Genomic DNA, 19,385 nt, shown 5'->3' on the forward strand with positions numbered 1-19,385 from the left:
TTCTTCACAGAGGCTGGGCCTGCGGCGAGAAATTCGTCCGGGGCCACGACACTGCTTGTGTCGCTGCATGCCCAAGGCATTGCACATGTTTGCCAGGCGACAAACGGGCTCTGTATGTTCCTTGTGATTTAAAAAACCTTTGCACTGCAAGTCGCAGGAGGGCAACCCTGTTTTGCTCAGAAATTGTTACAGAACAGCACGGGAGCCGTTATGAACGGGCGATTGGGATGACTTGATGATGGGCCGAAAAACCCTTGGCTGGCAACCGCTTATTGGTCGCTCATCAGGTAGTTCAGCGATGTTCAGGGAGTTGACGCGGGGGAGTGCGCGCTACTGGACAGCAGCGCGCTAGGGGCTAGCGAAGATTACTTTTTCTTCTTGGCGGCAGCCGGTGCCGGGCAATCCGCTTCCACGAACTTCACCGATGCCACAGGACGGTTGGTCTTGTTCTCGGTGATTTCGTAGCGCATCACTGCGCCCTTGGCCATCAGCTCGCGATAACCTTTGTTCAGGCACACGCTTTGCCCGAGTTGGAAGTACACAGCCTTGGGGTTGGCGCGCATTTGTTCGGCACGGTCGGGCAAGACGCTCAGGTGATCGATCAACTGCATGCCTTCAACGGTGTAGGCGACTTCGAGGGTTTTCTCGTCGATTTCCCGGGGCAGGTCCTTGTTACTTTCAGCAGCGACGCTTTGCAGCTTCCGGTTCATTTGGGCCTCCAGCAGCGAGGCCGCCTGGGCGCCCACAGGCAGTACCAGCGCAAGTGCGATGGATGGGGCGGCAAGACGCAGCATGGAACGCAGCATGAAACTCTCCTGATTCGGTTACTGGTGCATAGACCAGCCACTGCGCTGTGCGTTCAGTGGCGCGCAATTATAGGTGACGCCTTGCCACTACAGCCAGGCGTATCGCTGGTAAACTGCGGCCACTTCAGCCTTTCACGAGTTTTGTCCGTGTCGATCTACCCCTCTGTACGGCGCATCCGATGAGCCACGCCGTCTCCCGCCTGCGTACCCAGCGACTGGCACGCGCGATCAAGCCCTTCGTCAATCGAGGCTCCCGTGCCGAACGCTGTCCCGGCTGCCGGGTCATTCCCGAGTATTGCCTGTGCGCCTGGCGCCCCCGGGTCGCAGCCAGGTCTGCCATGTGCCTGCTGATGCACGATGTCGAACCGATGAAGCCCAGCAACACCGGCTGGCTGATCGCCGATGTTATCGACGACACTACCGCCTTCGCCTGGTCGCGCACCGAAGTCGACCCGGATTTGCTCACCCTGCTCGCTGACCCGCAGTGGCAGCCCTACATTGTGTTCCCCGGCGAATTCGTGGCCGCCGAGCGTGTCGTCAGTACCGTGACGGTGGCAGAAGGCAGGCGCCCGCTGTTCATCCTGCTGGATGGTACCTGGAGCGAAGCGCGCAAGATGTTCCGCAAGAGCCCTTATCTGGAGCATCTGCCGGTATTGAGTCTGGCGCCGGAGCAGCTCTCGCGCTACAAACTGCGCCGCTCCAAGCGCGACGACCATTTCTGCACCGCCGAAGTCGCGGCCCTGTGCCTGGAGCTGGCCGATGACGCCGCGGCAAGCGAAGTGCTGGACGCCTATCTTGACGTATTCAGCACCCATTACCTGGCCGCAAAGTTCCAGTTGCCACTGGATCCGGCCGACAGCGTCCATACTCGTCTTGCACCCTATATATAAGCGCGATAGCCAGGCGACGTTTGCATGATGGCAGCGTAAACCCGCACCTCGCTAAAATGCCCATGGGCGTAGTGCTTGACCCCCCAGGCTGCGCTGGGCATGCTGGGCGCCGATTGGGGCGCAACCGTGAATTTTCGACGTCGATTCAGGTGCTTTTGACGTTGAACCTGCCCTGTGGCAATGGCTGCCTGGCCGTTGCCTGGTGTACTGGCGAACCCTGAACCCATCAGGGCTGCCATAAAAAACAGGATCATTTAATCAATGGCCACATACGAAATCCTGATAGCCGATGACCACCCGCTGTTTCGCAGTGCGCTGCATCAGGCCGTGACCCTGGGTCTTGGCCCCGACGTGCGCCTGGTTGAAGTGGCCAGCATTGCCGAGCTGGAAGCCCGCCTTACTGAAAAATCCGATTGGGACCTGGTGCTGCTCGACCTGAACATGCCTGGCGCCTACGGTTTCTCGGGGCTGGTGCTCCTGCGTGGGCAATACCCTCAGATCCCCGTGGTGATGGTCTCTGCCCAGGAAGACGCCGACGTAGTGGTGCGCTCCAAGGAATTTGGCGCCAGTGGCTTCATTCCAAAGTCCAGCGCGATGGAAGATATTCAGAAGGCCGTGCGCGCAGTGTTGGACGGTGATGTTTCCTGGCCGCCCCAAGCGTTTGAACAAATCAACGTGTCCGACGAAGCCAAGGCCGCCCGCGATGGCCTGGCCAGCCTGACGCCCCAGCAGTTTCGAGTGCTGACCATGGTCTGCGAAGGTTTGCTGAACAAGCAGATCGCCTACGAGCTGAGTGTGTCGGAAGCGACCATCAAGGCTCACGTCACGGCGATCTTTCGCAAATTGGGGGTGCGCACGCGGACCCAGGCGGCGCTGCTCTTGCAACAACTTGAGTCTATTTCGCAGCATTAAGTTGTTACCGATTCACGCTTTTTTGACTTTGCGTGATCTAGTTTCCCCACTTCTTTGGTTCAGTTGCCTACGTCTATGTCGCCTTTCAAGGGTCAAACCGGTCTCAAACGTATCTTTAATGCAGGGGGCTATTCCCTGGATGGCCTGCGCGCGGCTTTCACCGGTGAGGCGGCGTTCCGTCAACTGGTGCTGTTGAACGTCATCCTGATCCCGCTGAGTTTTTTCCTGCACGTCAGCCGTGTTGAGCGGGCGCTGCTGATTGCGGTGTGCCTGTTGGCCTTGATCGTTGAATTGCTCAATTCGGCGGTAGAAGCGGCGATCGACCGTATTTCTCTTGATCGCCATCCCTTGTCGAAAAACGCCAAGGACATGGGCAGCGCCGCGCAATTCGTGGCACTGACCATGATCACCCTGGTGTGGGCAGTGATTCTGATCTAACGATCAGGCAATGCTTGGCAGCACGATCTCGTCGCTGCGCTGAACCCCGGCGGTGAAGGCGCGGCACAGCTCCAGGAACTCGCGCATCGCTGAGGTCTGGTATTTCTGTTTATGCCAGATGAAGTAGAACTGCCGGGCCAGGTCCAGGTCCGGGGTTTCTACCGGCACCAGGCTGCCACGGCGAAATGCATCGCGCAGCGCCAGCCGGGAAATACACCCAATCCCCAAACCCGATTCCACCGCCCGTTTGATCGCCTCGGTATGCTCCAGCTCCAGGCGGATATTCAGCGCACTGCGGTGATGACGCATGGCTTGGTCAAAGGTCAGGCGCGTGCCGGAGCCTTGCTCCCGCAGGATCCATGCCTCATGGGTCAACTCTTCCATGGTGGCCACGCCGCGCTTGGCCAGGTGGTGCTGAGGCGCGCAAAACACCACCAGCTCATCTTCCACCCAAGTTTGCACCTCTATATCGGGGTGGCTGCAGTCGCCTTCGATTAGACCCAGATCAATTTCGTAGTGCGCAACCTGGTGCACGATATTGGCAGTGTTCTGCACATGCAGCTTCACCTGGCTTTCCGGGTGCTGCTGCATGAAGCTGCCGATCAGCAGGGTGGCCAGGTAATTGCCAATGGTCAGGGTGGCGCCGACCGCCAGGGAGCCGAAGCCGGACTTACCGTTGAGCAGGTCTTCGATCTCCTTGGCCTGGTCCAACAGCGCCACCGCTTGAGGCAACAGCTGATGGCCCAAAGCGTTGAGACTCAGGCGTTTACCGGCGCGGTCGAATAATTGGCAGCTGGATTGGCGCTCCAGCTCGGTAATCGAGGTGCTGGCGGCGGATTGAGATAAGGCCAGAAGGCCAGCAGCGCGGGAGACGCTTTCCTGCTGGGCGACGGCGACGAAGACTTGCAGTTGACGGAGAGTAAATCGCATATCGATATAACCGATAACCCTTATCTTAATAATCCAGTTAACAGATATTGTCGCCGCCATTAGAATGCTGTGCAATTGCGCACTTCATCTTTGGCGCAGACCCATTCCCAGGAGTCCCCCGTACATGAGCAACATGAACCACGAGCGTGTCCTCAGTGTTCATCACTGGAACGACACTCTGTTCAGCTTCAAGTGCACCCGCGATCCGGGCCTGCGCTTCGAGAACGGTCAGTTCGTGATGATCGGCCTGCAACAGCCCAACGGCCGCCCGCTCATGCGCGCTTACTCCATTGCCAGCCCAAACTGGGAAGAGCATCTGGAGTTCTTCAGCATCAAGGTGCCGGATGGCCCGCTGACTTCCCAATTGCAGCACTTGAAGGAAGGCGACGAGATCATCATCAGCAAGAAACCGACAGGTACCCTGGTGCTTGACGATCTGAAGCCGGGTAAACACCTGTACCTGCTCAGCACCGGTACCGGCCTTGCTCCGTTCATGAGCGTGATCCAGGACCCGGAAACCTACGAGCGTTTCGAAAAAGTGATCCTGTGCCACGGCGTGCGTTACGTCAACGAAGTCGCTTATCGCGAATTCATCACCGAGCACCTGCCGCAGAACGAGTTCTTCGGCGAGGCCCTGCGTGAAAAGTTGATCTACTACCCGACCGTGACCCGCGAGCCTTTCGAAAACGAAGGCCGCCTGACCGACCTGATGCGCAGCGGCAAGCTGTTCCGCGACATCGGCCTGCCACCGATCAACCCCGAGGACGACCGCGCCATGTTGTGCGGCAGCCCAAGCATGTTGGATGAGACCAGCGAAGTGCTGAACAGCTTCGGCCTGAAGGTTTCGCCACGCATGCGTGAGCCGGGTGATTACTTGATCGAACGCGCGTTCGTCGAGAAATAACTGCGGTAAAAAATATGGGAGGGGGCTTGCTCCCGATGGCAGTGGATCAGTCAACTTGTATATCGACTGACCCACCGCCATCGGGAGCAAGCCCCCTCCCACATTTGGTTTCCGGTTTATCCCGCCGGAACCACTTCCAGCACACAAATCATCCCCGCCTCAGGATAGTGCCAGCGCACATCCACATCCCAGAACTGCGCCCCGTATTCGCGCTCAGGCCCAGGCGTCTGGTACGCCGGCCGCGGATCCTGTGCCAGACACTGATCGATCAACTCCACCAATGGCTCTCCAAGGCGCTGAGCGTGGCCTTGTGCCTGCTGCAGAGCCGTCTTCAGCCACTGCACGGGAATCAACTGCGGCGCTCCACTGGCGATGTTGTTGGTGGCCGTGTCGATGATGTCGGCGTAGGGCACATACGGCTTGATATCCAACACCGGTGTGCCATCGAGCAAATCGATCCCGGAAATCCACAGCCGCCCCGGCTCCACTTTGTCCAGCTTGACCACTGACTGGCCAATCCCGTTGGGCCGATGAGTCGCGCGGGTCGCAAACACGCCCATGGACGTGTTGCCGCCCAGGCGTGGCGGGCGCACTTTCAGACGAGGTTTATCTTCCAGGGCCTGGTGGAACAGGAACAACAGCCACACGTGGCTGACCTGTTCCAGGCCCTGTACCGCCTCACCCTGGTCGAACGGCGCCACCAACTCCAGCACGCCCCGCGCGGCAGGCGCCAGTTGCGGTTGGCGCGGGATGGCGAACTTTTCCTTGAAGCAGGAACGTACGAAACCGACGGGCGAGACCTGGTAACTCATGGCTTACGCACGAACCCGCAGCGTCAGGCCCTTGAGGAAGTTGCGCAGCAACTGGTCGCCACAGGTGCGGTAGTTGGTGTGGCCGAACTTGCGGAACAGTGCGCTCAGTTCAGGCTTGGACACCGGGAATTCGGCAGCCTTGAGGATGGCGTGCATGTCGTCTTCCTTCAGTTCGAAGGCCACGCGCAGCTTCTTGAGGATGATGTTGTTGGTTACCGGGGTTTCGATCGGCTGCGGCGGACGGCTTTCGTCCTTGCCGCGCTTGAAAATCACCAGGCCATCAAGGAAGTGGGCCATGACGTCATCCGGGCAGAACACAAAACCTTCTTCCTCATCTTTCTTGAGGTAAGTCAGCAGGTCTTCCTTGGTCACTTCCATGCCGCCGAGCTTGATCAGCTCGACCATCTTGTTGTCGCTGATGTCGAGCATGTAGCGCACGCTGCGCAGTACGTCGTTGTGAATCATGGTGGGCAATCCTGGTTTTCAACGGTGGGCGCCGCCGGGTGGGGCGGTGCCTGGAAAGGGGAGGCGGCTTAGAACTTCTCTTTGCCGGACAGGTAACGCCATTGGCCGACTGGCACTTTGCCGATGGACACGCCGCCGATGCGAATGCGGCGGATGGCAACGACTTTCAGGCCAACGGCTTCGCAGAACAGGGCGATCACGCCCGGTTGCGGGTTCTTCATCGCAAAGCGCAGGCGATTTTCGTTCTGCCAGCTGGCTTTCACGGCTGGCAGCTCTTTGCCTTTGTAGGTCAGGCCGTGGTTCAGGCGGTTGAGGCCGTGGGCAACCATGTCGCCTTCAACCTCCACCACGTATTCCTGCTCGATCTTGGCGGCATCGGCGGTCAACTTGCGCAGAATCTTCCAGTCCTGGGTAAACACCAACAGGCCGCTGGCCTTGGCTTGCAGGTCGGCGCTGGCGGTCAGGCGCAGGAAGTGGCCCTTGAGCGGACGCTTGCTGAAGCGGTGTTCTTCGGACAGGGTTTCGGCGCTGATCGAGGCCATTGCCGTCTCTGCATCTACACCGACCGGGGCGTGGAACAGGATGGTCACCGGCTCTGGCGCGGTGGCCTTGGCCTCTGGGTCCAGTTCGACCTTCTGGGTGGTGATCTTGAATTGCGGTTCGTCGATCACTTCACCGTCCACCGAGACCCAGCCGCCTTCGATAAACAGCTCAGCCTCCCGACGGGAGCAACCGACCAGTTCGATAAGGCGTTTGGAGAGGCGTATGGGGTCAGTCATGACAAGGGCCGTAACAAAAGGGGGCGGCTATTGTACCTGTGTGGGCGCGGTTAATCCCGGCCCCATTTCATTTAGCCCTGACGGGCCTTTTGTTGTTGCTGGCGCAGCCGCAGGTGCAGCAATGGATAAGGCTGCCCCAAGCCATCATGCTCGGTGCGCCCGATCACTTCGAAACCCTGCTTGAAATAGAACCCCAAGGCTTGGGGATTCTGCTCGTTAACGTCCAGTTCGTCGGCGTTCATGCTTTCGATTGCATAACGCAGCAACTGCCGGCCGAGGCCCTGCCCGCGGTATTGCGGGTCGATAAACAGCATCTCCACCTTACCGCACGCCACCCCGGCAAACCCGGTGATGCGTTGGCGCGGGTCACGGGTGCAGATCAGCATCACCGAATCCAGGTAGCGGGTCAGCACCAGGTTTTTCAGCAGCTCGATGTAGCTGTCCGGTAAAAAATCATGGGTGGCCCGCACCGAGTCCTCCCAGATGCGCGTCAACTCTGCGTAGTCGCTGGTTTTAGGTGTGTGGATAACCGAATGCTGGCGCATGCCCGCTGCCCCTTGCCATGATGGGTGCCGATGGGCAAAACAATAGACCTAAAAAAGCCCCGCATCTTGTCCAGAGGCAGGGCTTTTCAAGTTTTTTTGATCAGTCGCGCTTTTCAGCCCACAGATCGTACTCATCAGCGTCGGTCACGGTGCACCAGACCTTGTCACCCGGCTTCAAGCCGCTGGCATCGTCGATAAACACATTACCGTCGATTTCCGGCGCATCGAAGAAGCAGCGGCCGACTGCGCCTTGCTCGTCCACTTCGTCGATCAGTACTTCGATTTCCTTGCCGATACGCAGTTGCAGGCGCGCCGAGCTGATTGCCTGTTGGTGCGCCATGAAGCGCTCCCAACGGTCCTGCTTGACGTCATCCGGGACCACGGCCAGGTCCAGCAGGTTGGCCGGCGCACCTTCCACGGGCGAGTACTGGAAGCAACCCACGCGGTCCAGTTGCGCTTCGGTCAGCCAGTCCAGCAGGTACTGGAAGTCTTCTTCGGTTTCGCCGGGGAAGCCGACGATGAAGGTCGAACGGATGATCAGCTCGGGGCAGATCTCGCGCCAGTTCTTGATGCGCGCCAGGGTCTTGTCTTCGAAGGCCGGGCGTTTCATGGCCTTGAGCACTTTCGGGCTGGCGTGCTGGAACGGGATGTCCAGGTAAGGCAGGATCTTGCCGGCGGCCATCAATGGGATCAGCTCGTCCACGTGCGGGTACGGGTAGACGTAGTGCAGGCGCACCCACACGCCCAGGCTGCTGAGGGCTTCGCAGAGTTCGGTCATGCGGGTTTTCACCGGCGCGCCGTTCCAGAAGCCGGTGCGGTATTTCACGTCGACGCCGTAGGCGCTGGTGTCCTGGGAGATCACCAGCAGCTCTTTGACGCCGGATTTGACCAGGCGCTGGGCCTCGTCGAGTACGTCACCCACCGGACGGCTGACCAGCTTGCCACGCATCGACGGGATGATGCAGAAACTGCAGCTGTGGTTGCAGCCTTCGGAAATCTTCAGGTACGCATAGTGACGCGGGGTCAGCTTGATGCCTTGGGGCGGCACCAGGTCGATCAGCGGGTTATGATCCTGGCGCGGCGGCACCGCGTCGTGCACGGCATTGACCACCTGCTCGTACTGCTGCGGGCCGGTCACGGCCAGCACGCTTGGGTGCACGTTGCGGATATTGCCTTCTTCCACACCCATGCAACCGGTCACGATGACCTTGCCGTTTTCCTTGATGGCTTCGCCGATCACTTCCAGGGACTCTGCCTTGGCCGAGTCGATAAAGCCGCAGGTGTTGACCACCACCACGTCGGCGTCCTGGTAAGTGGACACAACGTCATAGCCTTCCATACGCAGTTGCGTGAGGATGCGCTCGGAATCGACGAGAGCCTTCGGGCAACCCAGGGAAACAAAGCCAACCTTGGGGTTGGCTTTTGCGATGGTGGTGGACATGTCTAACCTCGGTATTGAATGACGCCGCCAGTCGGGCACGACAGGGCTGCGGACGGGCGCTTGCTGCGCCTCTGATCAAAAAGTGCGCAATTCTAGCGACGGGCAACGCACTTGACCAGCTTTATGCAGGGAAATGCGACGAGTGCTGCGCTATGCTTCGCGCCGTTGCGCACGGGTAAAACCCTTGGGTCAATAAAACGTCTGTTACGAGAAGTAAAACAGCGCATGCTAGGGTCAGCTTAGACGCGTTGTTTATAAGAGACCTCAGGTCAAAGGGCAGGAGTGGTTGATGGGTCAGGCAAGTAGTCAGGCAGCAGGTGCCGAGCATTCCAACGCAAAGCCGATCGGCATGCTGGTGGCAGCGGTCGGGGTGGTTTACGGCGATATCGGTACCAGCCCGCTCTATACCCTCAAAGAGGTGTTCAACGGTGGTTATGGGGTGCAGGTCAACCATGACGGCGTGCTGGGGATCCTGGCGCTGATCTTCTGGTCGTTGATCTGGGTGGTGTCGATCAAGTACATGCTGTTTGTGCTGCGCGCCGATAACCAGGGCGAAGGCGGCATCATGGCCCTGACCGCGTTGGCGCGAAGGGCGGCAGGGGAGCGCAAGAAGTTGCGCAGTTTCCTCGTGGTGTGCGGCCTGTGCGGTGCGGCGCTGTTCTATGGTGACAGCATGATCACGCCGGCGATTTCCGTGCTGTCGGCCATTGAAGGCCTGGAACTGGCGTTCGACGGCCTGGAAAAATGGGTGGTGCCGATCGCCTTGGTGGTGCTGGTGGCGCTGTTCCTGATCCAGAAGCACGGTACTGACCGCATCGGCAAGCTGTTCGGGCCGGTGATGGTGACTTGGTTCCTGGTGCTGGGTGGCCTCGGCGTGTATGGCATTACCCTGCACCCTGAAGTGCTCAATGCCCTGAACCCGATGTGGGGCGTGCGTTTCTTCGAGGCCCATCCTGGCATCGGCGTGGCGATCCTCGGTGCGGTCGTGCTGGCGTTGACCGGTGCCGAAGCGCTGTATGCCGACATGGGCCACTTCGGCCGCAAGCCCATCGCCCGCGCCTGGTTCATCCTGGTGTTGCCGGCGCTGGTGCTCAACTATTTCGGCCAGGGCGCCATGCTGCTGGGCGATCCGGAAGCCGCGCGCAACCCCTTCTACTTGCTGGCGCCGAGTTGGGCGCTGATCCCGCTGGTGGTGTTGTCCACCCTGGCCACGGTGATTGCGTCCCAGGCGGTGATTTCCGGTGCGTTCTCGTTGACGCGCCAGGCGATCCAGCTGGGTTATATCCCGCGCATGCATATCCAGCACACCTCAAGCGCCGAACAGGGCCAGATCTATATCGGTGCGGTGAACTGGTCGTTGATGGTCGGCGTGATCCTGCTGGTGCTGGGTTTCGAGTCCTCCAACGCGCTGGCGTCGGCCTACGGCGTGGCGGTGACGGGGACCATGCTGATGACCACTATCCTGGTGTCGGCAGTCATGCTGTTGCTGTGGAAATGGCCCCCGATTCTGGCCGTGCCGGTCCTGGTCTGCTGCCTGTTGGTGGACGGGCTGTACTTCGCGGCCAACGTGCCGAAGATCATCCAGGGCGGCGCCTTCCCGGTATTGGCGGGGATTGTGCTGTTCGTACTGATGACCACTTGGAAGCGCGGCAAGCAATTGCTGGTGGACCGCCTCGACGAAGGTGGCCTGCCGTTGCCGATCTTCATCAGCAGCATTCGCGTGCAGCCGCCGCATCGCGTGCAGGGCACGGCGGTGTTCCTCACCGCCCGCCCGGACGCCGTGCCCCACGCGCTGTTGCACAACCTGCTGCATAACCAGGTGCTGCATGAACAGGTGGTGTTGCTGACGGTGGTCTACGAAGACATCCCGCGTGTCCCGGCCTCACGGCGCTTCGAGGTGGACTCCTACGGCGAAGGGTTCTTCCGCGTGATCCTGCACTTCGGCTTTACCGATGAGCCGGACGTGCCCGAAGCCTTGAAGCTGTGCCATTTGGACGGCCTGGATTTCAGTCCGATGCGCACCACCTACTTCCTCAGCCGTGAAACAGTCATCGCCTCGCGCATCAAGGGTATGGCCCGTTGGCGCGAAGCGTTGTTTGCGTTCATGCTCAAGAACGCCAACGGCAACCTGCGGTTCTTCAAGCTCCCGGTCAACCGGGTGATCGAGCTGGGCACCCAGGTCGAAATGTAAGCGCTGCGGTACGGGAGCCGGCAATCGGCTCCCGCTTTGCTTCTGAACCCTGTGCAATCCACTGTTGTCGACTAGGCTCTAAGCACTGTTGTGTAGGAGCGGGCTTGCCCGCGAAAAACGTTACGGTAACGCGTTAATCCTGGATAAACGCGGCGCCTATGAGACCTTCGCGAGCAAGCTCGCTCCTACAAAAGTGCCCAAAAGCCAATAAGAGGTGCGCCATGAGTCAGCTGCTCGAACCCTATACCCTGCGCCAATTGACCCTGCTCAACCGCATCGCCGTGTCGCCAATGTGTCAGTACTCAAGTGTCGATGGTCTGGCCAACGACTGGCACCTGGTCCACCTCGGCAGCCGCGCGGTTGGCGGCGCCGGGTTGATATTCACCGAGGCCACTGCCGTGACCGCCGATGGCCGTATCACGGCCGAAGACCTGGGCCTGTGGAACGACGAACAGATCGCCCCCCTGCAACGCATCACCCGCTTTATTGCCGCCCAGGGCGCGGTGGCGGGCATCCAGCTGGCCCATGCCGGACGCAAGGCCAGCACCCACCGGCCGTGGATCGGCAAGCACGGCAGCGTCAAGCCGCAGGACGGTGGCTGGGTGCCGGTGGGGCCGTCGCCGATTGCCTTTGACCCGCAGCACACACAACCCAAGCCATTGGATGAGGCGCAGATCCAGCAGGTGATCGCCGACTTTGTCGCCGCCGCCAGGCGCGCCCTGACCGCCGGTTTTGAAGTGGTGGAAATCCACGCTGCTCATGGTTACCTGCTGCATCAATTCCTCTCGCCCATCAGCAACCAGCGTCAGGACCAATACGGCGGCTCCTTCGAGAACCGTATCCGCCTGGTGCTGCAAGTGACCGAAGCCGTGCGCGAAGTCTGGCCCCAGGAGCTGCCGCTGTTCGTGCGGGTGTCGGCCACCGATTGGGTGGAAGATGGCTGGAACCCCGATGAAACCGTGGAACTGGCGCGCCGTCTCAAAGACCTGGGCGTTGACCTGATCGACGTGTCCTCCGGTGGCACTGCCGCCAACGCCGAAATCCCCACCGGCCCTGGCTACCAGACGCGCTTTGCCGAGCGCGTGCGCAAGGAGTCGGGCATCGCCACCGGCACCGTCGGCATGATCACCGAACCGGCCCAGGCAGAGCACATCCTGCGTACCTGCCAGGCCGACATCATCTTCCTGGCCCGTGAACTGCTGCGTGATCCTTACTGGCCGTTGCACGCCGATGATGATCTGGGCGGGCGCAAGGCCATTTGGCCGGCTCAGTACCAACGGGCGACCCATCGGGACCAGCCGATTCATGAGTCTGACTTGAGGGATTGATCCAGCATCGGCTCCATCGAAACCCACCTTGAATCGGTGGGTTTTTTTTGCCTGATGCTGTGGGATGAGGTTGTAGGTATTTGTTACCGAAGTGATTTTTTAAGTGAATACTCTAAAAAAATCCCACACGTGACGAGATTGTTTCTACGCTTAGGTTAGGACTGATTTCTGGCCCAGGGAGTCAGTCTGTTTGTCCACGGGGGCATTGCGCTTCACGGGAAACGGTTTGTGGGCACAGGAGTATTTGATCGATATCAGGAGAAACAGCCCATGGCCAAGTCCTATGGTGTAGCGGGTGTGGTGGCGTCTTTTTTCACCCGCAGGGTGTCCTTGCGTGGCCGCAGGTTAAGTTCGGACGAAGCCGAATTACTGGCGCAGTATCGCGCCCTGACCGAGAGCGATCAGGTGGCGATGCGCTATCTGATTGGGGCGATGAAGAGTGTGTCGCGGTTCTGATGCCGTGCTTAAGGATCGTTCCCACGCAGGGCGTGGGAACGATCTGGATCAGGTGTACTTACGTTGGTCCGGTGCAGGCGGGAAGTACTGATACAACCAGGTTTCACTCAGGGTGCGGTCCTGGGTGCGGATAAACAGACGCAGTTCCACCGGCTCTACGCTGTCGCTGGTAGGGTACCAATCGAACAGAATGCGATAGCCCTTGATGTTGTCGAGCACCAGCACGCTGAAATCCTTCACTTCACCGTGGGAGCAGGTCACCACCGGCTCGATCCCGGTGCCGGCTGGCAGACGGTCCAGGCCGCCACCCTTGAAGTCCACGGCAAAGCGGCGTGCCCACACTTGCGGGTAGTGCTCGCCCGGCGCCCAGCCTTCGGTAAAGCCGCCCATGCCGGAACGGGTCGCGTCGACTTGCGCCAGCGGCGTGCTCACTGGTGGCAATGCGCTCCAGTACAGCTTGTAGCCATAGTTGAGTGAGTCGCCGGCCGCCACGGGTTTTTTCGGGGTCCAGAAAGCCACGATGTTGTCCAGGGTCTCGCCGGTGGTGGGGATTTCCAGCAGGTCGATCGAGCCTTCGCCCCACGCGGTGGTCGGTTCGACCCACAGGCTTGGGCGCTTGCTGTACCAGTCGACGGTGTCCTGATAGCTGGCGAATTCATGATCGGTCTGCACCAGGCCGAAACCTTTCGGGTCGGTGTCGGCGAACGCGTTGAACTGCAACTTGGCCGGGTTGTTCAACGGGCGGCAGATCCACTCGCCGTTGCCACGCCACATCGCCAGGCGGTCCGAATCGTGGATTTGCGGATGGATGGTGTCGCACATGCGCCGCTCGTGGGTGCCGCAGCTGAACATGCTGGTCATGGCGGCGATGCCCAGCTGTTCGATGGCGGTGCGGGCATTGATGTTGGCGTCGATGGCCATCACCACCTGGTTGGCCTGGCAGTCGATATCGAAACGATAGGCACCGGTGGCGCTCGGCGAGTCGAGCAGGGCGTAGACCACAAAGCGGGTCGCGTTCTTGTCCGGGGTCTCGAACCAGAACTGCGTGAAGTCGGGGAACTCCTCGCGTTTTTTCGCGTAGGTATCAATCGCCAGGCCACGGGCGGAGAGGCCGTACTGGCCGGTGGAGTCCACCGCGCGGAAGTAGCTGGCGCCGAGAAACGACAGCACGTCATGGCGATCCAGCTCCGGCGCCTTGAACAACTTGAAGCCGGAGAAACCCAGGTCGCCGGTCAGCTGTTTGGTGTCGACAGTGGTTTTTTCATAGTTGAACAGCGAAGGACGGAAATGCACCTCACGGGCTTCACGGGTCTTGGGGTCGACGCTGTGCATGCGCACCGGCGTCTTGAAGCCCATGCCGACGTGGAAGAACTGTACGTCGAGTTGGCCGTTCAATTCCTTCCACAGCGAATGGTTGCCGTCGTAGCCGATGGCATTGAAATTCTGCGGGGTCATGGTCGCCAGTGTGGGCGGCAGCACCTGTTTGGTGTCTTTATACGCGGTGCCGGCGAGCTGCTTGGCTTGGGCCTTGAGCGTTTCAAAATCGAACGCCACGGCCTTGCCATCGGCGGCACGGTTACCGGCCCAGGCCTGCGCGGCAAGCAGGCCGCTGGCTGACAAACCGGTGTAGGCCGCAATGGCCATGGAGGCTTTGAGCAAATTCCTGCGGTGCATAGAGACAACCTGTCGTGAGCAAATCCCGCGCCGTTCCTGGCACGTGCTGGATCAGAAATTACGGTTCGGACATGCCTTCGGCCAAACACAACGGACATTAAACAGACGCCGGATAGCTTAAGCGGTTCGATGACGTAGGAAAATTGATTGATGGCTGGGTGATGGCATTGCATGTGAAACAAGACATTTCCAGCGCTGTGAGTGGACACATTACCTGGGAATTATGAAGATCGAAATGTGGGAGGGCGGATGGCGACGCCGTTGAGGAAGTCGCGGCGGGTGATGTCCATGGGGGAAGCCTGTAGGAGCGAGCAAGCTCGCTCCTACAATAAAGCGTTACGGCGCTTGGGGGGATCAGTGCTTGAACATCACATGGCGAACCGTGGTGTAGTCCTCCAAGCCGTACATGGACATGTCCTTGCCATACCCCGACAGTTTCTGACCACCGTGAGGCATTTCGCTGACGAGCATGAAATGGGTGTTTACCCAGGTGCAGCCGTATTGCAAGCGCGCGGCCAGGCGATGGGCACGTCCTACGTCGGCGGTCCACACGGACGACGCCAACCCGTAGTCCGAATCATTGGCCCAGCCCAATACCTGCGCCTCATCGGTGAACTTGGTCACCGACACCACCGGCCCGAACACCTCGCGGCGCACGATCTCGTCATCCTGCTGCGCGTCAGCCAGGACGGTCGGCTCAAAGAAGAAGCCATTGCCTTCCACCGCCTTGCCACCGGTGACCAGGCGGATATGCGGTTGTGCTACGGCGCGTTCGACAAACCCGGCGACACGGTCGCGGTGTTGCGCGGTGATCAGCGGGCCCAGCTCGGTCGCCGGGTCATCCTGCACACCATATTTGATGCTGGCGACCGCCGCGCCGAGCTTTTCGACAAACGCATCGTAGATATCCGCTTGCGCATAAATTCGGCACGCAGCGGTGCAATCCTGGCCGGCGTTGTAGAAGCCGAAAGTGCGAATACCTTCCACGGCGGCATCGATATCCGCGTCGTTGAAGATGATCACGGGGGCCTTGCCGCCCAGCTCCATGTGCATGCGTTTCACGCTGTCGGCGGTGCTGGAGATGATATTCGCGCCAGTGGCGATGGAGCCGGTCAACGACACCATGCGCACTTTAGGGTGGTTTACCAGCGGACTGCCCACGGTGGGCCCACGGCCGAACACCAGGTTGAGGACGCCGGCCGGGAAGATCTCCGACGCCAGCTCGACCATGCGCAACGCGGTCAGCGGGGTTTGTTCCGATGGCTTGAGCACCACGGTATTACCTGCAGCCAAGGCGGGAGCGATTTTCCAGGCGACCATCATCAGCGGGTAGTTCCAGGGCGCGATGGACGCGATCACACCCACCGGGTCGCGCCGGATCATCGAGGTGTGGCCAGGCAAGTATTCACCACCGGCCGAACCGCTCATGCAACGGCTGGCGCCGGCGAAGAAGCGGAACACGTCGGCAATCGCCGGAATCTCGTCGTTCAGGGCGGCGCTGTAGGGCTTGCCGCAGTTGTCCGATTCCAGCTTGGCCAGCTCTGCACCATGGGCTTCGATCACGTCGGCCAGTTTCAGCAGCAATAGCGAGCGATCCTTGGGCGCGGTTTGCGACCAGCCTTCGAAGGCCGCATCGGCGGCGCGCACGGCGGCGTCGACCTGGGCTTCGCTGGCTTCGTTGATTTCCACCAGCACACGGCCCAGTGCCGGGTTGAACACTGCTTGCGCCGGGCCTTCGCCTTCGACCAGGTGGCCGTTGATCAAGAGTTTGGTTTGCATGGTTCATTCCTCCAAAAAGCGATCGTTATGTCACTGAATAAACCGGCTCTGAATGTGGGAGGGGGCTTGCTCCCGATGACAGTCTTTCAGTCACATCATCTACAACTGACACACTGCTATCGGGAGCAAGCCCCCTCCCACATTTGAGCTCGGTGTCTTCAACAAAAAATTATTTACCACCACTCCCGGCCACGCTTTCACCGCCGCGGGTCAGGTAATAGGCACCGAGGATCGGGAACATCGTCACCAGCATCACCAGCATCGCGACCACGTTGGTCACCGGCACATCCCGTGGCCGGCTCAACTGGTTGAGCAACCACAGCGGCAACGTACGTTCATGGCCGGCGGTGAAGGTGGTGACGATGATTTCGTCGAACGACAGTGCAAACGCCAGCATGCCGCCGGCCAGCAGCGCCGAGCCGAGGTTGGGCATGATGATGTAACGGAAGGTCTGCCAGCCGTCCGCACCCAGGTCCATCGAGGCTTCGATCAGGCTGTGGGACGTGCGGCGCAGGCGGGCGATCACGTTGTTGTAGACGATCACCACGCAGAACGTTGCGTGGCCGACGATGATGGTGAACATCCCCGGCTCGATGCCCAGGGTCTTGAAGGTCGCCAGCAACGCAATACCGGTGATGATCCCCGGCAGCGCGATCGGCAGGATCAACATCAACGACACGCCTTGCTTGCCAAAGAACTCGCGGCGATACAGCGCCGCCGAGGCCAGGGTGCCAAGCACCATGGCAATCAGGGTTGCGATGGCGGCGATCTGCAACGACAGCTTGATCGCTTCCAGTACGTCCGGCCGGGCGAAGGCCACGCTGAACCACTTTAGGGTAAAGCCCTGGGGCGGAAAGCTGAACGCGGCTTCTTCGGTGTTGAAGGCGTAGAGGAAGATGATCAGGATCGGGAAATGGAGAAAGACCAATCCACCCCAAGCAGCGATCTTCAGGCCAATAGACGATTTTTCAGAGTGCATCGAAGGCCCCCAGGCGTTTGACGATGGACAGGTAAACCGCGATCAGCACGATCGGCACCAGGGTGAACGCCGCGGCCATGGGCATATTGCCGATGGCGCCTTGCTGGGCGTACACCATGCCGCCGACGAAATAGCCCGGCGGGCCCACCAGTTGCGGCACGATGAAGTCGCCCAGGGTCAGCGAAAACGTGAAGATCGAACCGGCGGCAATCCCCGGCACCGAGAGTGGCAGAATCACCTGCATGAAGGTCTGGCGCGGCTTGGCGCCCAGGTCGGCGGAGGCTTGCAGCAGTGACGGCGGCAAGCGCTCCAGGGACGCCTGGATCGGCAGGATCATGAAGGGCAGCCAGATATAGACGAACACCATGAAGCGTCCCAGGTGCGAGGTGCTCAAGGTGCTGCCGCCCACGCCGGGAATGCCCAGCACGAATTGCAACACCGGCTCAAGGCCCAGGTGCTGCACGAACCATTGCGCCACGCCGCCCTTGGCCAGCAGCAAGGTCCAGGCATACGCCTTGACGATATAGCTGGCCCACATCGGCATCATCACCGCGATATAGAAGAACGCCTTGGTCTTGCCCGTGGTGTAGCGCGCCATGTAGTAGGCAATCGGGAAGGCGACGATGGCGCTGGCGATCGACACCACGATCGCCATGCTCAAGGTGCGCAGGATGATGTCGAAGTTCGACGGCTGGAACAGCGCGGCGAAGTTGGCCAGGGTCAGGTCCGGCGTGACCGCCATGGTGAAGTCGTCAAAGGTATAGAAGCCTTGCCACAGCAGGGTCAGCAACGAACCCAGGTAGATCGCGCCGAACCAGATCAGCGGCGGTATCAGCAGCATCGCCAGGTATAGGTTGGGCTTGCGGTACAGCAGGTTGGAAAACCTGCGCATCGGCGGTTGGGAAAGGGCCAGGCTCATGTCACACCTCGCCTGCGCGGTCAGTCAGCGGCGTCATGGCTTCCCGTGCCCAACGGGCGGTGATGGACTGGCCGACCTGATGGCCGCTGCTGATGTCCAGCCACTGGCTGTTGGCCTGGCTGATATTCAGCGCCTGACCGTTTTCCAGTTTCAGTTCATAGCGGGTGGCGCTGCCCTGGTACTGGATGTCGTGCAGCAAGCCGCTGATTTCCACTTCGCCAGCACCCAGCGGGCCCTCGGCAAAACGTACGTGTTCCGGGCGAATCGAGAACGGCTGCGCACTGCCACTGAGGCGCTGGGCCAACTCGCCGCGAATGACGTTGGAGGTGCCGACGAACTCGGCGACGAACGCGGTGGCCGGTTTCATATACAGGTTGCGCGGGGTGTCGACCTGTTCGATCCGGCCTTTGTTGAACACCGCCACACGGTCGGACATCGACAGCGCTTCGGTCTGGTCGTGGGTGACGAAGATAAAGGTAATGCCAAGCTGGCGTTGCAGCTTCTTCAGCTCGCTTTGCATTTGTTCGCGCAGCTTGAGGTCGAGGGCGCCCAACGGCTCGTCCAATAGCAACACACGCGGGCGATTGACCAGCGCGCGGGCCAGGGCCACCCGTTGGCGTTGGCCGCCGGAGAGCTGCACCGGCTTGCGCTCGCCATAGCCACCGAGGGCGACCATCCCTAAGGCTTCTTCGGCGCGGTTGCGGCGTTCGCTCTTGCCCACGCCCTTGACCTTGAGGCCATAGGCGACGTTGTCGCGCACATTCATATGGGGGAACAGCGCGTAGTCCTGGAACACAGTGTTTACATCACGCTGATACGGCGGCAAGCCGGCGGCTTCCTCGCCATGAATCCGGATCGAGCCTGCGCTGGGCTGCTCGAAACCGGCGATCAGGCGCAGACAGGTGGTCTTGCCCGAGCCGGATGGGCCGAGCATGGAAAAGAACTCGCCGTCCTGGATATCGATGGAAACCCGGTCAACGGCTTTCACTTCGCCGAACTGACGGGAGACGTGGGTGAATTGGACTGCAAGCGTCATGGTGCGGTGCTCCAAAAGGGCGCGGGTCGTCGCAGCGGCCCGGCCTGGACTTCTGAAAAGTCAAAACATCTGTGAATGCGGTCAATGTGGGAGGGGGCTTG

At 60.3% G+C, this 19,385-nt stretch carries 19 protein-coding genes; 7 read left to right on the forward strand and 12 right to left on the reverse strand.

All coding sequences use genetic code 11. From position 1 onward, the window contains the following. Positions 1–365: 365 nt before the first annotated feature. Positions 366–806, reverse strand: a complete 441-nt coding sequence (locus tag FBY10_RS02990; protein ID WP_065903274.1) for a PA3611 family quorum-sensing-regulated virulence factor — start codon at positions 804–806, stop codon at positions 366–368. 179 nt (positions 807–985) lie between these two features. Between FBY10_RS02990 and FBY10_RS02995 the strand changes: the two genes are divergently transcribed. The 3 genes from FBY10_RS02995 (at position 986) to FBY10_RS03005 (ending at position 3,046) form a co-directional block, all read left to right on the forward strand. Beyond that, positions 986–1,696: a tRNA-uridine aminocarboxypropyltransferase gene (locus FBY10_RS02995; protein WP_131697346.1), complete on the forward strand. Its 711-nt coding sequence runs from the start codon at positions 986–988 to the stop codon at positions 1,694–1,696. 261 nt (positions 1,697–1,957) lie between these two features. Beyond that, positions 1,958–2,608, forward strand: a complete 651-nt coding sequence (erdR, locus tag FBY10_RS03000; protein WP_131697345.1) for a response regulator transcription factor ErdR — start codon at positions 1,958–1,960, stop codon at positions 2,606–2,608. A 75-nt stretch (positions 2,609–2,683) separates the two neighbouring features. After that, positions 2,684–3,046 (forward strand): diacylglycerol kinase, encoded by a 363-nt coding sequence (locus FBY10_RS03005; RefSeq protein ID WP_065938722.1) that lies wholly within the window; start codon positions 2,684–2,686, stop codon positions 3,044–3,046. Positions 3,047–3,049: 3 nt separating this feature from the next. On the opposite strand, the gene FBY10_RS03010 is transcribed toward FBY10_RS03005, so the two are convergent. Beyond that, complete coding sequence (locus FBY10_RS03010) at positions 3,050–3,976, reverse strand: LysR family transcriptional regulator (protein WP_042944277.1); 927 nt, start codon at positions 3,974–3,976, stop codon at positions 3,050–3,052. A gap of 124 nt (positions 3,977–4,100) precedes the next feature. On the opposite strand from FBY10_RS03010, the gene fpr reads away from it, so the two are divergent. Then, the gene (gene fpr, locus FBY10_RS03015) at positions 4,101–4,880 is read left to right on the forward strand and encodes a ferredoxin-NADP reductase (protein WP_024073760.1); all 780 of its coding nucleotides are present in this window, start codon (positions 4,101–4,103) and stop codon (positions 4,878–4,880) included. 116 nt (positions 4,881–4,996) lie between these two features. Here the strand turns inward: fpr and tsaA are convergent, their stop codons facing one another. The 5 genes from tsaA to rimO all read right to left on the reverse strand — a co-directional run bounded on the left by tsaA (position 4,997) and on the right by rimO (position 8,922). Further along, complete coding sequence (gene tsaA, locus FBY10_RS03020) at positions 4,997–5,692, reverse strand: tRNA (N6-threonylcarbamoyladenosine(37)-N6)-methyltransferase TrmO (RefSeq protein WP_131697344.1); 696 nt, start codon at positions 5,690–5,692, stop codon at positions 4,997–4,999. A 3-nt stretch (positions 5,693–5,695) separates the two neighbouring features. Next, entirely contained in the window at positions 5,696–6,157 is a 462-nt protein-coding gene (locus tag FBY10_RS03025; protein ID WP_131697343.1) for a DUF1456 family protein, read from the reverse strand. A 68-nt stretch (positions 6,158–6,225) separates the two neighbouring features. Continuing rightward, positions 6,226–6,936, reverse strand: a complete 711-nt coding sequence (locus tag FBY10_RS03030) for an rRNA pseudouridine synthase (protein ID WP_027604539.1) — start codon at positions 6,934–6,936, stop codon at positions 6,226–6,228. Between the two features lie 71 nt (positions 6,937–7,007). Next, positions 7,008–7,481: a GNAT family N-acetyltransferase gene (locus tag FBY10_RS03035; protein ID WP_145335099.1), complete on the reverse strand. Its 474-nt coding sequence runs from the start codon at positions 7,479–7,481 to the stop codon at positions 7,008–7,010. 100 nt (positions 7,482–7,581) lie between these two features. Next, complete coding sequence (rimO, locus tag FBY10_RS03040) at positions 7,582–8,922, reverse strand: 30S ribosomal protein S12 methylthiotransferase RimO (protein ID WP_145335097.1); 1,341 nt, start codon at positions 8,920–8,922, stop codon at positions 7,582–7,584. Between the two features lie 289 nt (positions 8,923–9,211). On the opposite strand from rimO, the gene FBY10_RS03045 reads away from it, so the two are divergent. The 3 genes from FBY10_RS03045 (at position 9,212) to FBY10_RS03055 (ending at position 12,897) form a co-directional block, all read left to right on the forward strand. Then, the gene (locus FBY10_RS03045; RefSeq protein WP_027604535.1) at positions 9,212–11,113 is read left to right on the forward strand and encodes a potassium transporter Kup; all 1,902 of its coding nucleotides are present in this window, start codon (positions 9,212–9,214) and stop codon (positions 11,111–11,113) included. 221 nt (positions 11,114–11,334) lie between these two features. After that, a complete protein-coding gene (locus FBY10_RS03050; protein WP_131697308.1) occupies positions 11,335–12,441 on the forward strand; it encodes an NADH:flavin oxidoreductase/NADH oxidase in 1,107 nt (368 codons plus the stop codon). A gap of 270 nt (positions 12,442–12,711) precedes the next feature. Continuing rightward, positions 12,712–12,897 carry a hypothetical protein gene (locus FBY10_RS03055; protein WP_131697307.1) on the forward strand — a complete coding sequence of 62 codons (186 nt, stop codon included), beginning with the start codon at positions 12,712–12,714 and terminating at the stop codon, positions 12,895–12,897. Positions 12,898–12,945: 48 nt separating this feature from the next. Here the strand turns inward: FBY10_RS03055 and FBY10_RS03060 are convergent, their stop codons facing one another. From FBY10_RS03060 to FBY10_RS03080, 5 genes are all read right to left on the reverse strand, one after another. Beyond that, on the reverse strand, positions 12,946–14,571 hold the full coding sequence (locus FBY10_RS03060; RefSeq protein ID WP_131697306.1) for a glucan biosynthesis protein D: 1,626 nt from the start codon (positions 14,569–14,571) through the stop codon (positions 12,946–12,948). A 354-nt stretch (positions 14,572–14,925) separates the two neighbouring features. Further along, a complete protein-coding gene (locus FBY10_RS03065) occupies positions 14,926–16,350 on the reverse strand; it encodes a gamma-aminobutyraldehyde dehydrogenase (RefSeq protein WP_131697305.1) in 1,425 nt (474 codons plus the stop codon). A 169-nt stretch (positions 16,351–16,519) separates the two neighbouring features. Further along, positions 16,520–17,329, reverse strand: a complete 810-nt coding sequence (locus FBY10_RS03070) for an ABC transporter permease (RefSeq protein ID WP_016977919.1) — start codon at positions 17,327–17,329, stop codon at positions 16,520–16,522. Then, a complete protein-coding gene (locus FBY10_RS03075; RefSeq protein ID WP_090408657.1) occupies positions 17,319–18,248 on the reverse strand; it encodes an ABC transporter permease in 930 nt (309 codons plus the stop codon). Before FBY10_RS03075 ends, FBY10_RS03070 begins: the two co-directional genes overlap by 11 nt. Position 18,249: 1 nt before the next feature. Then, positions 18,250–19,284 carry an ABC transporter ATP-binding protein gene (locus FBY10_RS03080; RefSeq protein WP_131697302.1) on the reverse strand — a complete coding sequence of 345 codons (1,035 nt, stop codon included), beginning with the start codon at positions 19,282–19,284 and terminating at the stop codon, positions 18,250–18,252. Between the last annotated feature and the right edge of the window lie 101 nt (positions 19,285–19,385).

This window comes from Pseudomonas sp. SJZ103 (assembly GCF_007828335.1).
Lineage (GTDB): Bacteria > Pseudomonadota > Gammaproteobacteria > Pseudomonadales > Pseudomonadaceae > Aquipseudomonas.

What these genes read in the sequence shown, in the direction of transcription:
- FBY10_RS02990 (WP_065903274.1), bottom strand. Translation starts at nt 806, where the DNA reads ATGCTGCGTTCCATGCTGCGTCTTGCCGCCCCATCCATCGCACTTGCG.
- FBY10_RS02995 (WP_131697346.1), top strand. Translation starts at nt 986, where the DNA reads ATGAGCCACGCCGTCTCCCGCCTGCGTACCCAGCGACTGGCACGCGCG.
- erdR (WP_131697345.1), top strand. Translation starts at nt 1,958, where the DNA reads ATGGCCACATACGAAATCCTGATAGCCGATGACCACCCGCTGTTTCGC.
- FBY10_RS03005 (WP_065938722.1), top strand. Translation starts at nt 2,684, where the DNA reads ATGTCGCCTTTCAAGGGTCAAACCGGTCTCAAACGTATCTTTAATGCA.
- FBY10_RS03010 (WP_042944277.1), bottom strand. Translation starts at nt 3,976, where the DNA reads ATGCGATTTACTCTCCGTCAACTGCAAGTCTTCGTCGCCGTCGCCCAG.
- fpr (WP_024073760.1), top strand. Translation starts at nt 4,101, where the DNA reads ATGAGCAACATGAACCACGAGCGTGTCCTCAGTGTTCATCACTGGAAC.
- tsaA (WP_131697344.1), bottom strand. Translation starts at nt 5,692, where the DNA reads ATGAGTTACCAGGTCTCGCCCGTCGGTTTCGTACGTTCCTGCTTCAAG.
- FBY10_RS03025 (WP_131697343.1), bottom strand. Translation starts at nt 6,157, where the DNA reads ATGATTCACAACGACGTACTGCGCAGCGTGCGCTACATGCTCGACATC.
- FBY10_RS03030 (WP_027604539.1), bottom strand. Translation starts at nt 6,936, where the DNA reads ATGACTGACCCCATACGCCTCTCCAAACGCCTTATCGAACTGGTCGGT.
- FBY10_RS03035 (WP_145335099.1), bottom strand. Translation starts at nt 7,481, where the DNA reads ATGCGCCAGCATTCGGTTATCCACACACCTAAAACCAGCGACTACGCA.
- rimO (WP_145335097.1), bottom strand. Translation starts at nt 8,922, where the DNA reads ATGTCCACCACCATCGCAAAAGCCAACCCCAAGGTTGGCTTTGTTTCC.
- FBY10_RS03045 (WP_027604535.1), top strand. Translation starts at nt 9,212, where the DNA reads ATGGGTCAGGCAAGTAGTCAGGCAGCAGGTGCCGAGCATTCCAACGCA.
- FBY10_RS03050 (WP_131697308.1), top strand. Translation starts at nt 11,335, where the DNA reads ATGAGTCAGCTGCTCGAACCCTATACCCTGCGCCAATTGACCCTGCTC.
- FBY10_RS03055 (WP_131697307.1), top strand. Translation starts at nt 12,712, where the DNA reads ATGGCCAAGTCCTATGGTGTAGCGGGTGTGGTGGCGTCTTTTTTCACC.
- FBY10_RS03060 (WP_131697306.1), bottom strand. Translation starts at nt 14,571, where the DNA reads ATGCACCGCAGGAATTTGCTCAAAGCCTCCATGGCCATTGCGGCCTAC.
- FBY10_RS03065 (WP_131697305.1), bottom strand. Translation starts at nt 16,350, where the DNA reads ATGCAAACCAAACTCTTGATCAACGGCCACCTGGTCGAAGGCGAAGGC.
- FBY10_RS03070 (WP_016977919.1), bottom strand. Translation starts at nt 17,329, where the DNA reads ATGCACTCTGAAAAATCGTCTATTGGCCTGAAGATCGCTGCTTGGGGT.
- FBY10_RS03075 (WP_090408657.1), bottom strand. Translation starts at nt 18,248, where the DNA reads ATGAGCCTGGCCCTTTCCCAACCGCCGATGCGCAGGTTTTCCAACCTG.
- FBY10_RS03080 (WP_131697302.1), bottom strand. Translation starts at nt 19,284, where the DNA reads ATGACGCTTGCAGTCCAATTCACCCACGTCTCCCGTCAGTTCGGCGAA.